Origin of the sequence: Arthrobacter oryzae (genome assembly GCF_003634095.1) — a bacterium.
Taxonomy (GTDB): domain Bacteria; phylum Actinomycetota; class Actinomycetes; order Actinomycetales; family Micrococcaceae; genus Arthrobacter; species Arthrobacter oryzae.
This window is the reverse complement of sequence record NZ_RBIR01000004.1, coordinates 43,159-60,682: the sequence shown is the minus strand read 5'-3', so window position 1 is coordinate 60,682 and position 17,524 is coordinate 43,159. Positions and strand designations below refer to the sequence as shown.

Sequence of the window (17,524 nt, the reverse complement as noted above, 5' to 3'; positions counted from 1 at the left end):
AAGCCTGTGTCCTAGGCTGGAGGCATGGCTCCCCTTTACGCGTTCGCCGGCACGACGCCGGCCGTCCATGACTCCGTCTTCGTCGCGCCCACGGCCTCGGTGATCGGCAACGCCACCCTGGCCGAAAACTCGAGCGCCTTCTACGGCGTTTCCGTCCGCGCCGACACCGCCGCCATCAGCGTGGGCGCCGGCAGCAATCTGCAGGACAACGTGGTGCTGCACGCCGACCCCGGCTTCCCCTGCACCGTCGGGGCGCGGGTCAGCGTCGGCCACAGCGCCGTGGTGCACGGCTGCACCGTCGAGGACGATTGCCTGATCGGCATGAGCGCCACCATCCTCAACGGGGCCGTGATCGGCGCCGGGTCGCTCATTGCCGCCGGCGCCGTGGTGCTCGAAGGCACCGTCATCCCGCCCCGCTCGCTCGTCGCCGGCGTACCCGCCAAAGTCCGGCGCGAGCTCAGCGACGAAGAGTTCGCCGGCGTCCGGCACAACGCCGAGCACTACCAGGAGCTCGCACGGGCGCACCGGGAACTGCACGGCGCCTGACCGCTCGCCGGCCCGACGGCGGCCGCCCCCGGCAGTCCGCCCCCCCGCTGCCGGGGGGAGCGCCGTTCCGGTTGACTACGGCGGCCGCCGTTCCAGTTGACTAGGCCGCCGCCGCTGATTGTCCTGGCCGCCGCCCCGGCCGGCTAGTCCTAGTCCAGCGCGATCGGGCCCAGCTCGTCCAACAGCTCGCCCGGGCCCGGGTTGGTGTCCGGGGTCCGGCCGCCGAGGTGGTTGACCACGCCCCAGACGGCGTTCAGGCCGGTGGTGACGGCGCCTTCGGCCCAGCCGGCGGTGAAGGAGACGTCGTCGCCGGCGAGGAAGATCCCGCGCTGTTCCGCCGGGAGCGCGTCCTGCTTGAAGTGGGTGAAGAGCCGCTGCTGGTAGCGGTAGTGCCCGGGCAGGTTGGCCTTGAAGGCGCCCATGAAGTTGGGGTCTGCCTCCCAGGAGACGGTGATCGGCTGGCCCACGATGTGGCTGGCGATGTCGACCCCGGGGTAGATCTGCTCCAGCGAGTGCAGCATGAGTTCGGCCCGCGCATCCGCATCGAGCGACAGCCACTTCAGCGCGTCGTCGTTCCAGGTATAGGACAGCAGGATCACGGCAGGCTGGTCCGGGCCGTTGTCCAGCAGGTAGGTGGCCCGGTTCAGCCGGTCGGTCAGCGTCATGGACAGGACCTCGCGGCCCGTTGCCGGGTCGATGTCCTTCCAGAAGGGCCGGTCCACCATGACAAAGGTTTTGGAGGACTGCATGTAGTGCGAGCGTTCGATCGCCGTCCACAGCTCGGCGGGAAACAGGGTTTCCTCGGTGTGGATCCGCGTGGACAGCAGCCACGACTGGCAGGTTGTCACCACCGCCGGGTAGGCGGATTCGCGTCCCCAGCGTTCGCGGATCCGGAAGTCGCCGCTGCCCTCGCGCCCGATGCGCTCCACCGCGCCCCGCGGGGCGCCCGAGTGCAGCGATGCCAGGGAGGTGCCGTCCGGCCAGTGGGCCATGCCCGACGGCGCGTGCTCCCACAGCGCCTCGGGGAGCCGCTGCGCGCCGCCCGCGATCAGCCGGTGCTGGTCATCGGCGTCGGTGTAGACCACCCGGAGGATTTCGAGGATGGAGTTGGGGAAGTCGGTGTCCCAGCCGCCGGTGCCGAACCCCACCTGCCCGAACGCCTCGCGGTGTGCGAAGCCGGCTTTCTTGAAGGAGTCGCTGCCGGCGATGAAGCCGTAGAAGGTCTGCTCGTCCAGCTCCGGGAGCAGCGCGTTCCACAGTTCCTTGATCCGGGCGGTGTCCCGGTCCCGGATGGCCGACTGCATCTCGGCGAACCCGGCGCCGTCGTTGACCGCCGCCTTCCAGGCGTCCGCGACCTCGAGGAAGAACGGCGGCAGGTCCGCCGCCGTCTCGGCGTAGTACTTCTGGCCCGCGAGTTCGATCACAGTGCTGGAGGTGGCCGGGGCCAGCGGGTTCGGGAATTCAGCGGTCTCGAGTCCGAGCAGGTCCACATAGTGGTAGAAAGCCTTGCCGGAGACCGGGAAGCGCATGCCGCCAAGGTCCGCCACGATGCCCGGCGCGGACGGGAAGCTGGCCGTCCGCAGCCGGCCGCCGATCTGATCGGCCTCATAGACCACCGGCCGCAGGCCCAGCTTCATCAGTTCGTAGGCGGTCACCAGCCCGGACAGGCCGGCCCCGACGACGGCGACCTCGGTCCCGTACAGTTCGGGAGGCACCGAGCCCAGGCCGTCGGGGTGGGCCAGGAAGTGGTCGTAGCTGAACGGGAAGTCCGGATTCAGCATGGTGATGGGCTGCCGGTCCATGCCGGCGCCGCGGGAGTCGGCCGGGGTGGACTCCGGTTCGGGGGCCGGCAGTTCAGTGGCGGTGGTCATGAGATCTCAGCCTTCAGTTCTGGGTTGCGGTGGCGGTGGCCGGTTGGCGGCTTGATAGTTCACGGTATTCCTCGTGGCCTAAGGCGGCCACCCTGGAGTTTTTGCGGCCGTAGCCGAAGTAGGCGGCAATGCCCACCAGCATCCAGGCACCGAAGACCACCCAGGTCTCGGCGCCGAGGTTGGCCATGAGGTAGGCGCACATGAGCGCGCCGAGCACCGGGGTCAGCGGAAAGAGCGGGACGCGGAAGCTGCGCGTGAGCTCCGGCCGGGTCCGGCGCAGGTAGATGACGGCCACGTTGACCAGCGCGAAGGCGAACAGGGTGCCGATGCTGGTGGCGTCCGCGAGGGCGCCGAGCGGCACGAGGCCGGCAGTCAGCGCGACGACGGTGCCCACGATCAGGGTTCCGGCCACCGGCGTGCCGGTCCGGGCCGAAACGCGGCCGAAGACCTTGGGAACGAGTCCGTCGCGCGACATCGAGAGCAGGATCCGGGTCTGCCCGTAGAGGACGGTCAGCACGATGCTGGCGATGGCGAGGACGGCGCCGACGGCGAACACCACGCCGACCCACGGCTGGCCGGTGATTTCCTCGAGGATCTTCACGAGGGCCGCTTCGGTGCCGTCGAACCAGCCCCAGGGGCGGGCGCCGATGGCGGCGACGGCCACGAGCACGTAGATGCTCGTGACGATCAGCATTGAAAGCAGGATGGCCCGCGGGAGGTCGCGCTTGGGGTTGCGCGCTTCCTCCCCAGCCGTGGAGGCGGCATCGAAACCGATGTAGGAGAAGAACACCCGGGAGGCCGCGGCCGAGACGCCGGCGGCGCCCATCGGCATGAGCGGCTCGAAGTGGCTGCCGTTGAAGGCGGTGAAGGCCACAGCGCAGAAGAAGAGCAGGATGCCGACCTTGACCAGGACGATCGCGGTGTTGATCCACGCGCTCTCCTTGGCACCGCGGACCAACAGCACCATGGCCAGGACCACAATGACGATTGCGGGCACGTTCAGCACCCCGCCGGCGCCCGGCGGCTGCGACATGGCGTCCGGGAGCGCCAGGCCGAACACCGCCAGGGCCTCATTGACGTATTGGCCCGCGCCGACCGCGACGGCGGCCACGGACACGGCGTATTCGAGCACGAGGCACCAGCCGCAGATCCAGGCCATGCCCTCGCCCATGGTGGCGTAGGTGTAGGAATAGCTCGACCCCGCGGCGGGCACCAGGCCGGCCATCTCGGCGTAGGACACGGCGGAGAGCAGGGCGGCCAGTCCGGCGATGGCGAAGGAGATCCAGATGGCCGGACCGGCGAGCGGCACCGATTCACCCAGGATGACCAGGATGCCGGTGCCCAGCGTGGCGCCGACGCTGATCATGGTCAGCTGCAGTACGCCGAAGCTGCGGACCAACCGCGTGCCGCCGTGCCCGGTTTCGGCCTCGCTGACCAGTTGGCCGATCGGCTTGCGGCGCAGGAGCTGGGCGGCGAGCCCGGGACGGCCGGCGGTGGCCGGCGGGCGTTCCCCGATCAGAGTTGGCACAGTCATCGTTGACGTCCTTTTCTTCAGTAGTGGTCGGTTTCCCCTCGTCCACCCTAGGCGTGTGAGCCACCTCTCACGGTTGTGCAAAAAGACCTGTAGTCTTCCAATATGAGACTTAATGCACCGTCTATTCGAGCGTGGGCCCGGCGGCCGGAAGGCCCGGAACGGGGCTGCTGCCGTGACTGGTGAGGACCCGGAGCGGCTCGGTTTCGTCACCCTGTCACAGTTCCTGCGCCAGCTGCCGGCGCTCGGCGTCCTGCACGACGGCGGCAACGGGGACGAGCGGTTGCGCTGGGTGGAGCCGAGCGAGCTGGACGATCCGACCCCCTACCTGCTCGACGGCGAGTTCCTGCTCACGGCCGGTCTGCCGTTCGTCGGCGACGGCGGCGGGCAGGGACCGGTGGACGCCTACGTCCGGCGCCTGGTCGAGGCCCGCGTCGGCGCCCTCGGCTTCGGCCTGGAACCCTACTTCGAGGCCGTGCCGGACGCCGTGGTCCGGGCCTGCCGCCAGCACAACCTGACCCTGGTGGCCATCCCGGGGAACATCCCGTTCGCCGCGCTGGGACTCGAGTTCTCCCGGCTGCTTGAATCCGACAACGCCAAGACCTTCCGCCAACTGGCTGACACCAACCGCCAGCTCATGCGGGCGGTCCTCTCCGCGCGCCCCGAGCACGAGCTCCTCGCGGCCCTGGTGCAGCGTGTGCCGGTCTGGGCCGTGCTGGTCGGGGCCGACGGGCGGGTGCGGGCCCGCGGTTCGGGCAATCCCCGCGGCCCGCACGCCGCAGGCGCCGCCGCCGGCACCGTGCCGGGGGTCGATCCCGCCGTGTTGCAGCCGCTGCTGGCCCGGCTGCTCGCCGGCAGCGGCCCGCGGGTGGAGATGGACTCGTTCGACGCCGCGGGCTCATCGCTGGTCTTCGGGTATCCGCTGCGCAGCACCCGGGACGCCAACCTCGGCGCCCTCGTCCTTGGCACGGACGCCCCGCTGACCCCGGCCCAGAACAGCGTGGTCTTCACCGCCGTCGGGCTGCTGGAGCTGCTGGTCCGCCAGCGGACCAGCGGTTCCCTGGCGCCCAGCCAGCTTGCCACCGCGCTGCTGCTGCACCCGGAAAGCGTGGCGACGGGAACCGCGCGGCAGGTCAACGGGCTGAAAGACCTGCTGGCCCAAAGCATTTCCTCCACCCGGTCCGGCCAATTGCGTGTCATCCAGGGAATCCGGGCGGACGCCGGCGCGGGCGGCGACCGGGCCGCGACCGGGCAGCGCCACACCGGTGAGGGGCCGGTGCGGGAGCTCCTTGAGTGGCGCCGGCTGTTCGACACCAAGCTCGTGGAGCACACCGACTACGGTTTTGCCGCCATCACCCGGCTCAAGGTCGACGACGCCCTGCTCGCCGAGGTGGAGCGCCTCGGCTGGCGCCTGGTGATCGGAGCCGGCACCGAATTCGCCAACCTGGCGGAGGCCTACCAGCTCGCCACCTCGCTGCGAAACCGTGTGCAGACCAGCCGCCGGAGCGTCCGGGCGGAGGATGTCACCTGGTCCGTGGCGGGCCTGCTGGGCTCCGAGGCCGGCACCATGCTGGCCGACCGCCTGCTGGCTCCCGTGCTGGCGCTCGAGCCGGAGCGCCGCGATGCCTTGCTCGGTATCCTGCGGGCGTGGCTTGGCGAGAACGGCAGCTGGGACGCCACGGCGAAGGCCACGGGCCTGCATCGCAACAGCGTCCGCCGGCAGATCGGCGTGATCGCTGAATTGCTGGGCCTTGACCTCAATCAGGCACAGGCCCGCGCGGAGCTGTGGATCGCGCTCCAGTACATCGATCCCCACCATCAGGACAGCCCGGACGTGCCCGGCACGGGAATCCGCCCGGCCCCGCCGGCCGGCGCCGTGGCGTCCGCCGCTTCGCCCGTGCCCGCAGCTGCACCCGGGCCCGCAGCTCCCGCCGGTCAGATGCCCCAGGAGCGGTAGATGTCCGGGCGCCGGTCGCGCAGGTAGGCCACGGCGTCCCCGGCAGCGTCCGTCCCGTCAGCCCCGTGCGCGCCGGCATCCTCAGCCGGGCCCACCTGGGCAAAGAGCAGCTCCGTCCCGGTGCCGGCCGCGGCCAGGACCGTGCCGTCCGCGCCGGCAACGATGCTGCCGCCGCGGAAGTCGTAGCCTTCCTCGCCGCCGGTGTGATTGGCGTACGCCACGTTCAGCTGGTTCTCGAGCGCCCTGGCGCGGACTAGCACCTGGGGGACGGCCTCGAAGCCGCCGGCGAGGGCCGTCGGCACCAGCAGCAGCTCGGCGCCGGCTACCGCCGCGGCCCTTGCGGACTCCGGGAACTCGATGTCGTAGCAAATGACCAGCGCCGTCTTGAGCCCGTGGAACTCCACGACGCCGGGTGCCGCGGCGGCCGGCGCGAAGGCTGCGCGTTCCTCGGGGCCGAACAGGTGCACCTTGTCGTAGCCGAGCAGCTCGCGGCCGGACGCGTCAACGAGGGTGGCCGAGATATGCCACTCCCCCGCCGGTGTGACGGCCGGGAGACTGTAGACCAGTCCGATGTGGTGGCGCCGGGCGATGCCGGCCAGGGCCTCCCGCAGCGCCGGCAGCGTGCCGGGATCAAAGCTCGACCGCAGCCGGAGCGGCGCGTAGCCGACCGGGAACAGCTCCGGGGTCAGAAGCAGCTGCGCGCCCGCGGCGGAGGCCTCGCGCGCCGCCTCTTCCACCGCGGCGCAGTTCGCCTTCACGTCCAGCACGGCGGCCTTCGCCTGCATCAGGGCCAGCAGCACCATTACCACCTCACGACTCTCCCGGTATCCGCAGGGGCACTGCGGACTCTCTCGTTCCAGAGTAGCCACGGCCCGGGATGCCCGCGTTGGTGCATATCCGCCCGGTAGGCGGCCGGGCAGTGCGGAACGTCCCGCCCAGGGAGTGCCGGAAGGCGGCCGGGCCGTCGCGTCCGCGGAAACCCGCGCGCCCGTTATCAATGCGTTAACTTCTTGACTACAAGCGTCCTATGCGTCACGCTACATAGCATGCCCTCACCAACGCGCTCAACGAGGAGCCGAACCAAGAACCCCGGGTCGCAGTCCGCCCTCCGGCATTTGAACCAGCAGCGGATCATCGAATGCCTCCTCGCGGGCCCCTCCACGCAGGCCGAGCTGGCCCGCCAGACCGGGCTCTCCACGGCGACGGTTTCCAACATCGTCAAGATCATGCAGGACGCCGGGCTGGCGTCCACCGAGCCGATCACCAGCTCCGGCCGGCGGGCCCTGAACGTCCGGCTCAACAGCAACGGAGCCGTCGCCGTCGGGATCGACTTCGGCCGCAGGCACCTGCGCGTGGTGCTGGCCTCACTGAGCTACCACGTGATCGCGGAGGAGTCGGTCCTGCTCCCGCTGGGCCACCACGCCGAGGAAGGCATCGCCGCCGCGGTCGGCGTGCTGGACCGCCTGCTCGCGGACAGCGGCGTGGAGCGCAGCGCCCTCGTAGGTGCCGGCGTCGGCATTCCCGGCCCCATCGACCGCCGCACCGGCACGGTGGCGCAGGGCGCCATCCTGCCCGAGTGGGTGGGCATCAACATCCTCCGGCGCCTGGAAGAGGCGCTTGATCTGCCCGTATTCGTTGACAACGACGCCAACCTCGGCGCCCTCTCGGAGGTCACCTGGGGTCCGCACAGCGGCATCAGCAACTTGATGTTCCTCAAGATCGGCTCCGGCATCGGAGCGGGCCTGATCCTCAACGGCGTCCCGTACTACGGCAACGTCGGCATCACCGGGGAAATCGGCCACGCCACGATCCACGAGCACGGGCTGATCTGCCGTTGCGGAAATCGCGGTTGCCTGGAAACCATCGCCTCCACCACCACCATGATCGAGCTCTTGAGCCGCGGCGAGGACAGGCCGCTGACGCCGGGGGACATCGTCCGGAAGGCCCTGGAACGGGACTCCGCGACACTGCGCGTGGTGGACGACGCCGGCCTCGCCGTCGGACGCGCCCTGGGCAACGTGGCGAACCTGATCAACCCGGAAGTCATTGTGGTGGGCGGCCCGCTGGCGGGACTCGGCGAACTCGTCCTGGACCCGATCCGGCGCGGCCTGATCCGCCACGCGGTGCCGGTCATTGGAGAGACAACCACGCTCACAATGTCGTCCCTGGGCGACCGGGCGGAGGCCCTCGGGGCCACAGCTTTGGTCTTCCAACACGCCGGAATCCGGCGTAACTAACCAATTCGTTATCCGCCTGTTGCGTTAAAGACTTGACGACAACGGCGTGATCCAGTTTACTTTTCCATCAGACGGCCCTGCGGTTTGCGGGGGCGGACAACGAAGTCATGCATTGGAGGCGTAAGGGCAGATGACGTCCCTCAACACGCACAGTGAGCCGCTAATCCTTGAGATGCGCTCCATCACCAAGGAGTTCCCCGGCGTTAAAGCTTTGGCCGATGTGAGCCTGCGGGTGAAGGCCGGCGAGATCCACGCCATCTGCGGCGAGAACGGCGCCGGAAAATCGACCCTGATGAAGGTACTCTCGGGGGTTTATCCCTACGGCACCTACACCGGCGACATCGTCTACCAGAACGAAGTCCAGGAATTCAAGGACATCCGCGCCAGCGAACACGCCGGCATCGTGATCATCCACCAGGAACTCGCGCTCATCCCGGAACTGTCGATCATGGAGAACATCTTCCTCGGCAACGAGCCCACCAAACGCGGTGTGATCGACTGGAACGAGGCCAGGCTCCGGTCCACCGAACTGCTGGCCCGGGTGGGGCTCCGAGAGGACCCGGACACCCCTGTCAAGGAGATCGGCGTCGGCAAGCAGCAGCTGGTCGAAATCGCCAAGGCGCTGAACAAGTCGGTGAAGCTCCTGATCCTGGACGAGCCCACGGCAGCGCTTAACGAGTCCGATTCCCAGCACCTGCTGGACCTCATGCTGGGCCTGAAGGGCCGCGGCATCACCTCGATCATCATTTCGCACAAGCTCAACGAGATCGAACAGATCGCGGACGAAATCACGATCATCCGCGACGGCAAGTCGATCGAGACCCTCAACGTCAAGGCCGACGGCGTCGACGAGGACCGCATCATCAAGGGCATGGTGGGCCGGACCCTGGAATCCCGGTTCCCGGACCACGAGCCCAAGATCGGCGAGGTCCTGTTCGAGGTCAAGAACTGGAACGTCGGGCACCCGCAGATCCAGGACCGGCTGGTGTGCAAGAACTCCAGCTTCTTCGTCCGCCGGGGCGAGATCGTCGGTTTCGCCGGGCTAATGGGCGCCGGACGCACCGAGCTGGCACGGTCCGTGTTCGGCCGCTCGTACGGCCGATTCATCTCGGGCCATGTCTACAAAGAGGGCAAGGAACTGCAGCTCCGCTCCGTCAAGCAGGCGATCGACGCCGGGCTGGGCTACGTCACGGAGGACCGCAAGTCCCTCGGCCTGAACCTCCTCGATGACATCAAGGCCACCACGGTCTCCGCCAACCTGCGCAAGATCAGCAAGCACTTCGTGGTGGACGCGAACAAGGAATACGCCGTCGCGGAGGAATACCGGAAGTCGCTGCGGACCAAGACGCCCTCCGTGGAGGAAGGCGTCGCGAAGCTCTCCGGCGGCAACCAGCAAAAGGTCGTGTTGGCAAAGTGGATGTTCACCGACCCGGACGTGCTGATCCTGGACGAACCCACCCGCGGGATCGACGTCGGTGCCAAGTACGAGATCTACGGCATCATCCAGAGACTGGCCAACCAGGGCAAGGCAGTAATCGTCATCTCCTCGGAACTGCCCGAGCTGCTGGGCCTCTCTGACCGGATCTACACGATCTTCGAGGGCGCCATCACCGGCGTGCTGGACAAAGACCAAGCCAGCCAGGAAAGCCTCATGAAACTCATGACGTCCGCCCGCAAAACCGCCTGATCCTTTGGGACCAACCAGAATAATCCGAACACCCCGGACACAAGGACTGAAACAATGAACGCGCTCAAGAAGCTCTTTGGCGGCAACACCCGCCAATTCGGCATGATCTTCGCCCTGGTTGCGCTGATCGTGTTCTTCGAGATTTTCACGGAGGGCCGCACGCTCACGCCGGGCAACGTCATCAACCTCTTCAACGGCAACTCCTACATCCTGATCCTCGCCATCGGCATGGTGCTGGTGATCATCGCCGGCCACATCGACCTCTCCGTCGGCTCTGTCGCGGCCTTCGTGGGCGTCTGCGTGGCCATCTTCATCCGAGACTGGGGCATCCCCTGGTACCTCGGTGTCCTGCTGGGGCTGCTGCTGGGCGTCGCGATCGGGGCCTGGCAGGGTTTCTGGGTGGCCTACGTCGGCATCCCCGCGTTCATCGTCACGCTCTCCGGCATGCTGATCTTCCGCGGTGCCAACCAGTTCGTCGGCAAGTCCAACACCATCCCTGTCCCCGGAGACTTCCAGTTTATTGGCTCCGGCTACCTGCCCGAGGTCGGCCCGAAAACCGGTTACAACAACCTCACCCTGGTCCTCGGCCTGCTCGCCGTGGCCTATGTGATCTACAGCGAGGTCCGTTCCCGCCGCAACGCCAAGGAGCTCGGTGCCGAGGTCCCTGAAGCCTGGATCAGCATCCTCAAGCTCGTCCTGGTCTGCGGCGCCATCCTCTACGCCACGTACCTCTTCGCCACCGGCCGGCCGGGCACCTCCTTCCCGATTCCGGGCCTGATCCTCGCCGTGCTGATCCTCATCTATGGCTTCATCTCCTCCAAGACCGTCATCGGCCGCCACATCTACGCAGTCGGCGGCAACCGGCACGCCGCTGAGCTCTCCGGCGTCCAGTCCAAGAAGGTCAACTTCCTGGTCATGATGAACATGTCCCTGCTGGCCGGCCTCGCCGGCATGATCTTTGTCGGGCGCTCCACCGCCTCAGGCCCGTTCGACGGCGTCGGCTGGGAACTGGACGCGATCGCAGCCGTCTTCATCGGCGGCGCCGCGGTCACCGGCGGCGTGGGCACGGTGATCGGCTCGATCATCGGCGGCCTGGTCATGGCCGTGCTGAACAACGGCCTGCAGCTGCTCGGCGTCGGCGCCGACCTCACCCAGATCATCAAGGGCCTGGTCCTGCTGATCGCCGTGGCGTTCGACGTCTACAACAAGTCCCAGGGCAAGAGGTCGGTTGTCGGCATGCTGATGAAGAACTTCAGCCGCAGCAACGAGATCAAGGCCGACGAGACCACGTCCACCAAAGAGGTCATCTCCAAGGGAGCCTGAACGGCTCCCCTGGTCCACGATTCCCCGATTTCTCCCACACCACCAAAAGAAAGTGAACTAAGCAATGCGAATGATTCGTACAGCAGGAAAGGCAGCAGCGATCGCTGCTATTGCGGCACTGGCGCTGACAGCCTGCGGCCGTTCCGACACCGGAACTACCGGCGGTTCTTCCTCCGGGGGCGAAGCGTTCCCGAAGGGCTCCTCGATCGGCGTGGCACTGCCCCAGAAGACCTCGGAAAACTGGGTTCTGGCGGAGCAGCTGTTCAACGACGGCCTCACCAAGGCCGGCTACAAGCCGGATGTGCAGTTCGCCAACGGCGGCGTTTCGGATCAGCAGAACCAGATCAGCGCCATGATCACCAAGGGCGACAAGGTCATCATCGTCGGCGCCATTGACGGTGCGCAGCTGGGCACCCAGCTCAAGCAGGCCAAGGATGCCGGCGCCACCGTCATCGCCTACGACCGTCTGCTCCTGAACACCCCGGACGTGGACTACTACGTGGCCTACGACAACTTCAAGGTCGGTGAACTCCAGGGCCAGGCGCTGCTGGACGGCATGAAGGGCAAGAAGGCCTCGGGCCCGTACAACATCGAGCTCTTCGCCGGTTCCCCCGATGACGCCAATGCGAAGGTCTTCTTCGACGGCGCCATGAGCGTACTGCAGCCGAAGATCGACGATGGCACCCTGAAGGTCCTCTCGGGCCAGAAGACCTTCGATGCGGTCGTTACCCAGGGTTGGAAGCCGGAGAACGCCCAGAAGCGCATGGACACCCTGCTCGCCGGCACCTACGGCAGCGCCACGCTTGACGGCGTGCTGTCCCCGAACGACACCCTGGCCCGCGCCATCATCACGTCCGTCAAGTCCGCCGGCAAGCCGATCCCGGTTGTCACGGGCCAGGACTCCGAGGTTGAGTCGGTCAAGTCCATCATGGCGGGCGAGCAGTACTCCACCATCAACAAGGACACCAATGCACTCGTTGAGCACGCGATCACCATGGTCAACGACATCCAGGCCGGCAAGAAGCCTGAGGTCAACGACGACAAGTCCTACAACAACAAGGTCAAGGTTGTTCCCGCGTACCTGTTGAAGCCGGTCATCGTGACCAAGGACAACGTCCACACTGCCTACGTCAACGATCCGGTACTCGGACCGATCACCAAGCAGTAGTTCCTTTTCAGGCACCAGCTGAACAGGCGTAAGCCAGCTCGGCAACACGCCAGACAAGAGCCCCGGCTCCCCCGCAAGGGAGGGCCGGGGCTCTTGCGTTGCCTGCAGCCTTTTCGCTCCGTTTTTGCCGGGGTCCGTTGCCTCGGGCAACGCTTCACAGGGAACGCATAGGTTCTCTGGGAGGTTCGCACAGCAGCCCGTACCACTGTGGGACCAGTCGCCTGGCATTCCGCCCGGCAAAATGAAAATTAGGAGTACCGTGAGCGTTCTTGCCCGGAGTGTAGGCAACGCCTTTCGAAACAAGGTCAGGACTGCCGCCGTGGTGGCCGTGCTGGCCGTAGCAATCGGGCTTGCCCTGGCCATGCTCGTGGCCAACCAGGCCGTCACCGGCAAGGTCGCCGAGCTGAACGCCTCGGTTGGCACCGTCCTGACCGTGAACCCGGCCGGCGGCCAGGGTTTCGAAGGCGGAGGCGAGCCGCTGACCTCGGCCCAGGCGGTCACCGCCGCGGCCGTCCCCAACGTCAGCAGCGTGGTCGGCACCAAGGCGCTGCGCCTGCGCAACGCCGCTGAAATTGCGGCCCAGGCCGCGTCCGGCCGGACCGGCCAGGGCGGCCCCGGCGGGCAGTCAGCCACCTCCGTCACCACGAGCCTCAGGGCCGCCATCGACGCCGGCACGCTCGGCAACCGCAACCAGGGCACTACCGGCACGTCGGGCAGCACCGCGCAGGCCGCGCCGGCGTTCTCCCTGCCCGTCACCGCGACCGGCATCGGCGCCGAGATCGATGCTGACGGCAAGGCGCTGCAGCTGACAAAGGGCACCGGCCTGGGCAACTACACCGGGGCGTCCACCGGCGCCTTGCTGGGCACCACACTGGCCGAGAAGAACGGCCTGAGCGTGGGCTCGACCTTCACGATCCAGGACAAGACTTTTACCGTAAAGGGACTGTTCGACGCCGGGACCGCCTTCGGCAACAACGCCCTCTACGTGACGCTGCCGACCGCCCAGACCCTCGCCGCGCTGCCGGGCGAGCTGTCCACCATGATCGTCACGGTCAACAGCATGGAAAACGTTGACGCGGCCAAGACCGCCCTGCAGGCGGCGCTGGGCTCCAGCAAGGCCGACGTCACCCAGGGCCAGCGGAACCTCCAGACCGCCGTCAGCTCACTGGACAGCGTCAAGAATATTTCCTTCATCGCCTTCGTCGCGGCCCTTGGCACCGCCGGACTGATCATCCTCCTGATCATGGTCATGCTGGTCCGTGAACGCCGCCGCGAGATCGGCGTTTTGAAGGCCATCGGCGCCCCCAACCGCACCATCGGCCTGCAGTTCGTGCTGGAGGCGCTCGTGCTGGTGGCCCTCGGCAGCGTGGTGGGTGCCGCCGTCGCCTCCTTGGCCAGCGGCAGCATCGCCAGTGCCCTCATCAGCTCAAGCGGCAGCACGGGCGCGGCCACTGGCCGGCGCGGATTCCCGGGCGGCCCTGGCGGAGCCTTCGGCGGGGCCAGCCAGCTGCTGACTTCCGTGACGGCGAGCGCCTCTCCCGGCGTCATCGCCACGGGCATCGCCGCGGTATTCGGCGTCGCCATCATCGGCGCCCTCGTTCCGGCGCTGCTCACGGCGCGCATCCGTCCCATCGAAGTCCTCCGAGGAGAATAGCCATGATCGAAGTCAAGAACCTGGTCCGCACGTTCAAGTCCGGCGACCGCACCATCAAGCCGGTCAACGACGTCAGCTTCGAGCTCGAGCGGGGCACGCTGGCCTCGATCGTGGGCAAGAGCGGCAGCGGCAAGAGCACCCTGTTGTCCTTGCTTGGCGCACTCGACAAGCCCACCAGCGGCGACGTGGTGGTCAACGGCGTGAGTCTGGCCGGCATGCCGGACGGAAAACTGACCAATTACCGGCGCCGTGACATCGGCTTCGTGTTCCAGCAGTTCAACCTGATCCCTAACCTCTCCGCCCTGGACAACGTGATGCTGCCGATGGAGTTTGCCGGGGTACGCAAGGCCGCCCGGGCTGAGCGTGCCCGGCAGCTGCTCGCGCAGGTCCAGCTCGACCCGGACAAGCACGTGCGGCGCATCAACCGGCTCTCCGGCGGCGAGCAGCAGCGGGTCGCGATCGCCCGGGCCCTGGCGAACGAACCCAAGCTGATCCTGGCCGACGAACCCACCGGCAACCTGGACGAACAGACCGGCGAGCACATCATTGACCTGCTCAGCACGCTCAGCCGGGACCACAACACCACCATCCTCGTGGTCACCCACGACCGTGCCCTGGCCAACAAGACGGACCGGCGGTTCCGGCTCCAGCAGGGCCGGCTCACGGAAGAAACGGTCAGGCCCGGTGCGACGGCGGCCGTCACCGGCTCAGCCCCGGCCAGTCCGGACGGTTCCGGCCTCACCGGCCCGGACCTGAGCGGGCCGGACCTGACGAGTCCGGCCGTGCGGACGGCGTAGGGCACAAGTCCGGCACATGTTCCGGCGCAAGTCCGGGCACATGTGTTGGCGGCGGGGGCGGGCTCTTGCCCGCCCCCGCTTCCTGCCTTCCTTCCTTCCTTCCTTCCTTCCTTCCTTCCTTCCTTCCTTCCTTCCTTCCTTCCTTCCTTCCTTCCTTCCTTCCTTCCTTCCTTCCTTCCTTCCTTAGGATGAGGAGGGCAGGGTGAGAAGATGGCTGCATGTCTGCCCTCATCGCGAAGCCATGGCTGTTCTCCCAGCCGGACCAGGATCCCCGCACAGCCACCGGCGCCAGGCTGCGCTGGGGCATCGTCGCCACCGGGGGGATCGCAGCCGCCGTCACCCGGGACCTCGAACTGCTGGCGGACGCGGAGCTGTACGCCGTCAGTTCCCGCACCCAGGCGGCGGCCGAGGCGTTCGCGGCCGACTACGGCTTCGTCCGCGCCTACGGCGATCAGGCCGACGTGAGCGGTTATGACCGCTTGCTCGCGGATGCCGCCGTCGACGTCGTCTACGTCGCCACCCCGCATGCCCACCATCACGAAATCGCCCTCGCCGCCCTCAAGGCGGGCAAACATGTGCTGTGTGAGAAGGCCCTCACCGTCAATGCCCGGGAGGCGGCCGAGCTGATCACGGTGGCCCGGGACAGCGGGTTGTTCCTCATGGAGGCAGTGTGGAGCCGGTTTCTGCCCAGCATGCAGCGGGCGTTCGAAATCGCCGTTTCGGGCGAGATCGGGGACGTCAAGTGGGTGGGCGCGGACCTCGGCTTCCCGGCGCCGTATTCGCCCGGGTCCCGGCTCTGGGCACCCAAGGACGGAGGCGGGGCCCTGCTGGACCTGACCGTCTACCCGCTGCTCTGGGCCCTCGGCACCCTGGGGTTTCCGCAGACGGTCAGCGCCACCGGCTGGCTCAATGACGACGGCGTCGATGCCCAGAACGCCCTGACCCTCGGCTACCACCACGGCGCGCAGGCCCAGTTGACCTCCTCCTTGCTGGCACACGGCCCGCGAACGGCCACCGTCGCCGGCACCGAGGGCTATCTCCAGACCTCGGGTTCCATCAACAACCCGAAGGAGCTGATGATCCGGGTCGGCTTCGATGATCCCCGTACCGAACAGTTCACTGTGGTGGGGCGCGGCTACACCTATGAGCTCCGCGAGGTCACGCGGTGCATCCAGCAGGGGCTCACGGAGAGCCCGGTCATGCCGCTGGAGGACTCGCTGAACACCATGCGGCTCTTCGACGGTGTACGCGCGCAACTCGGCGTGAGCTACCCGAACGACGCCCACTGACCACGCCCCGCGGGACACGAACCGGCAGGTAGGGATGGTCTCGGTATGCGTACAGTTTCGGTGGCGCTCTGGACTCCCCTACTCGGGCCGCCTTACCCTGTAGACATTCGTCCGGTCGAACATAAGCGGGGGGTGTGCGCGTGGCTCCAGCAGCAGCGACCTCCCGCACGGCCCGCACCTGCCGCCGTTTTCTCCTGGCCGCCGTCGCCGGCGCTGCGTGGCTGACGCTCTCCGCGACTGCCGCGCAGGCGGATGATGCATGCACGTACGCCGGCCCGGCCGGCCACTCGGGTGTGCGCGTGGTTTCCGCCGTTGGCCCCGACGCCGACAGCCCCGCCGTTCCCGTCCCCGCCCAGGTGTCCATCGATGCCGGTCCCGGCCAGGCGGCCACTTGGGCGGCCGCCGCCGTGCCGGCACCGAAAGCATCCACTCTGGAAGCTGTGCCGGGCGCTGCGCCGGATGCCGGGCAAGTTACTGCCCACGGGTCGGGCGCCCCGGACCCCGCGACTGCTGGCGTGGCGCCGGCCCCGGCCACTGCGCCGCCGGCCACTGCGCCGCCAGCGTCGGGCGCACCCGCGCCCGCGGCCACCCCGCCGGCAACGGATCCCGCGCAGGAGCCTGCCGCTCACTTGCCCGTCCCGGCGAACGCTGACCTGGACGACGTCGTGCCCGGCCCCGCTGCACCGGGAGGTCACCCCACAGTTCCGGGCCCCGGGGTTGTCCCCCCGGTTGTAGCACCGGTGGTTCCGGCTCCCAATCCGGCGGCCCCGGTTCCCGGCGGCCCCTCGGCCCCGGTTCCTGTCGGCCAACTGCCGGGCGGTCCACTTCACGGCGCGCCACTTCCGGGCGCCCCAGGGCAGCCCCCGGCCACCACTCCGGTTGCCGCCAACACCGCTGCCCCGTTGGCAGGCGCACCCGCGACGGGCACCGCAAGGACCGGCGCAATGAAAGCCGGCACCACAAAACCCGGCACCGCCAAACCGAGCCCCGCCAAACCGAGCCCCGCCAGGGCGTCTAGCCCGGCATTGCCCGACGCTGCTCCCGTTGGCCCCGCGATGGCCGTCCCGGTGCAGGCTTACCCGTCCGTGGGTGCTCCGCTTCCCGATGCGCCATGGCTGGTGCCCGCTTCACCGGCGGCGTCGGTTCCGGTGCAGGCCGGCGTTGTCCCTACGGCGGTGCCCCCGGCAGGGACGGGCGGAACGCCGTCTCCCCCGGGGGAACCGGGGCCGAGTCCCTGGCATGGCGGCACGGGCCTGCCAGCCCCTGACGCACTTCCCGCCGGCCCGGGCTCGGGATCCGGCAACGGGCACTCCGCCAATGGACCCGCCGGGACGGCTGCCTGGCTACCCGGCAACTACTTCTGCCTGCCTGCGGCAGGGGCCGACCCCATCGGCGGTCCGCTCCAGCACGGGTACGCCGCCGTCTGCGCTGATCCCGGTTCTTCTCCTGACTAGTCGGGCCGTC

The 17,524-nt window shown here is 68.2% G+C and carries 12 protein-coding genes; 9 read left to right on the top strand and 3 right to left on the bottom strand.

Going from position 1 to position 17,524, the window contains the following annotated elements:
* The first annotated feature begins 24 nt into the window (after window positions 1-24).
* Window positions 25-546 (top strand): gamma carbonic anhydrase family protein, encoded by a 522-nt coding sequence (locus C8D78_RS10505; protein ID WP_120953455.1) that lies wholly within the window; start codon window positions 25-27, stop codon window positions 544-546.
* Between the two features lie 149 nt (window positions 547-695).
* Here the strand turns inward: C8D78_RS10505 and C8D78_RS10500 are convergent, their stop codons facing one another.
* Window positions 696-2,417 carry a flavin monoamine oxidase family protein gene (locus C8D78_RS10500; RefSeq protein WP_208641932.1) on the bottom strand — a complete coding sequence of 574 codons (1,722 nt, stop codon included), beginning with the start codon at window positions 2,415-2,417 and terminating at the stop codon, window positions 696-698.
* A gap of 13 nt (window positions 2,418-2,430) precedes the next feature.
* Window positions 2,431-3,951: an amino acid permease gene (locus tag C8D78_RS10495; RefSeq protein WP_120953453.1), complete on the bottom strand. Its 1,521-nt coding sequence runs from the start codon at window positions 3,949-3,951 to the stop codon at window positions 2,431-2,433.
* Between the two features lie 112 nt (window positions 3,952-4,063).
* Here C8D78_RS10495 and C8D78_RS10490 point away from each other — a divergent pair, with 112 nt between their 5' ends.
* The gene (locus C8D78_RS10490; RefSeq protein WP_120953451.1) at window positions 4,064-5,905 is read left to right on the top strand and encodes a PucR family transcriptional regulator; all 1,842 of its coding nucleotides are present in this window, start codon (window positions 4,064-4,066) and stop codon (window positions 5,903-5,905) included.
* Here the strand turns inward: C8D78_RS10490 and C8D78_RS10485 are convergent.
* Window positions 5,884-6,708: a nitrilase-related carbon-nitrogen hydrolase gene (locus tag C8D78_RS10485; RefSeq protein WP_120953449.1), complete on the bottom strand. Its 825-nt coding sequence runs from the start codon at window positions 6,706-6,708 to the stop codon at window positions 5,884-5,886. The genes C8D78_RS10490 and C8D78_RS10485 overlap by 22 nt on opposite strands.
* Window positions 6,709-6,951: 243 nt before the next feature.
* Here C8D78_RS10485 and C8D78_RS10480 point away from each other — a divergent pair, with 243 nt between their 5' ends.
* From C8D78_RS10480 to C8D78_RS10445, 7 genes are all read left to right on the top strand, one after another.
* A complete protein-coding gene (locus C8D78_RS10480; RefSeq protein WP_120953441.1) occupies window positions 6,952-8,142 on the top strand; it encodes an ROK family transcriptional regulator in 1,191 nt (396 codons plus the stop codon).
* 130 nt (window positions 8,143-8,272) lie between these two features.
* A complete protein-coding gene (gene mmsA / locus C8D78_RS10475; RefSeq protein ID WP_120953439.1) occupies window positions 8,273-9,829 on the top strand; it encodes a multiple monosaccharide ABC transporter ATP-binding protein in 1,557 nt (518 codons plus the stop codon).
* Between the two features lie 54 nt (window positions 9,830-9,883).
* The gene (mmsB, locus tag C8D78_RS10470; RefSeq protein ID WP_120953437.1) at window positions 9,884-11,152 is read left to right on the top strand and encodes a multiple monosaccharide ABC transporter permease; all 1,269 of its coding nucleotides are present in this window, start codon (window positions 9,884-9,886) and stop codon (window positions 11,150-11,152) included.
* Window positions 11,153-11,216: 64 nt separating this feature from the next.
* On the top strand, window positions 11,217-12,320 hold the full coding sequence (locus C8D78_RS10465) for a substrate-binding domain-containing protein (protein WP_120953435.1): 1,104 nt from the start codon (window positions 11,217-11,219) through the stop codon (window positions 12,318-12,320).
* Between the two features lie 259 nt (window positions 12,321-12,579).
* Window positions 12,580-13,974 carry an ABC transporter permease gene (locus C8D78_RS10460; protein ID WP_120953433.1) on the top strand — a complete coding sequence of 465 codons (1,395 nt, stop codon included), beginning with the start codon at window positions 12,580-12,582 and terminating at the stop codon, window positions 13,972-13,974.
* 2 nt (window positions 13,975-13,976) lie between these two features.
* Entirely contained in the window at window positions 13,977-14,771 is a 795-nt protein-coding gene (locus C8D78_RS10455) for an ABC transporter ATP-binding protein (RefSeq protein ID WP_244208352.1), read from the top strand.
* A gap of 218 nt (window positions 14,772-14,989) precedes the next feature.
* Complete coding sequence (locus C8D78_RS10445) at window positions 14,990-16,060, top strand: Gfo/Idh/MocA family protein (RefSeq protein WP_120953430.1); 1,071 nt, start codon at window positions 14,990-14,992, stop codon at window positions 16,058-16,060.
* The last annotated feature ends 1,464 nt before the right edge of the window (window positions 16,061-17,524 follow it).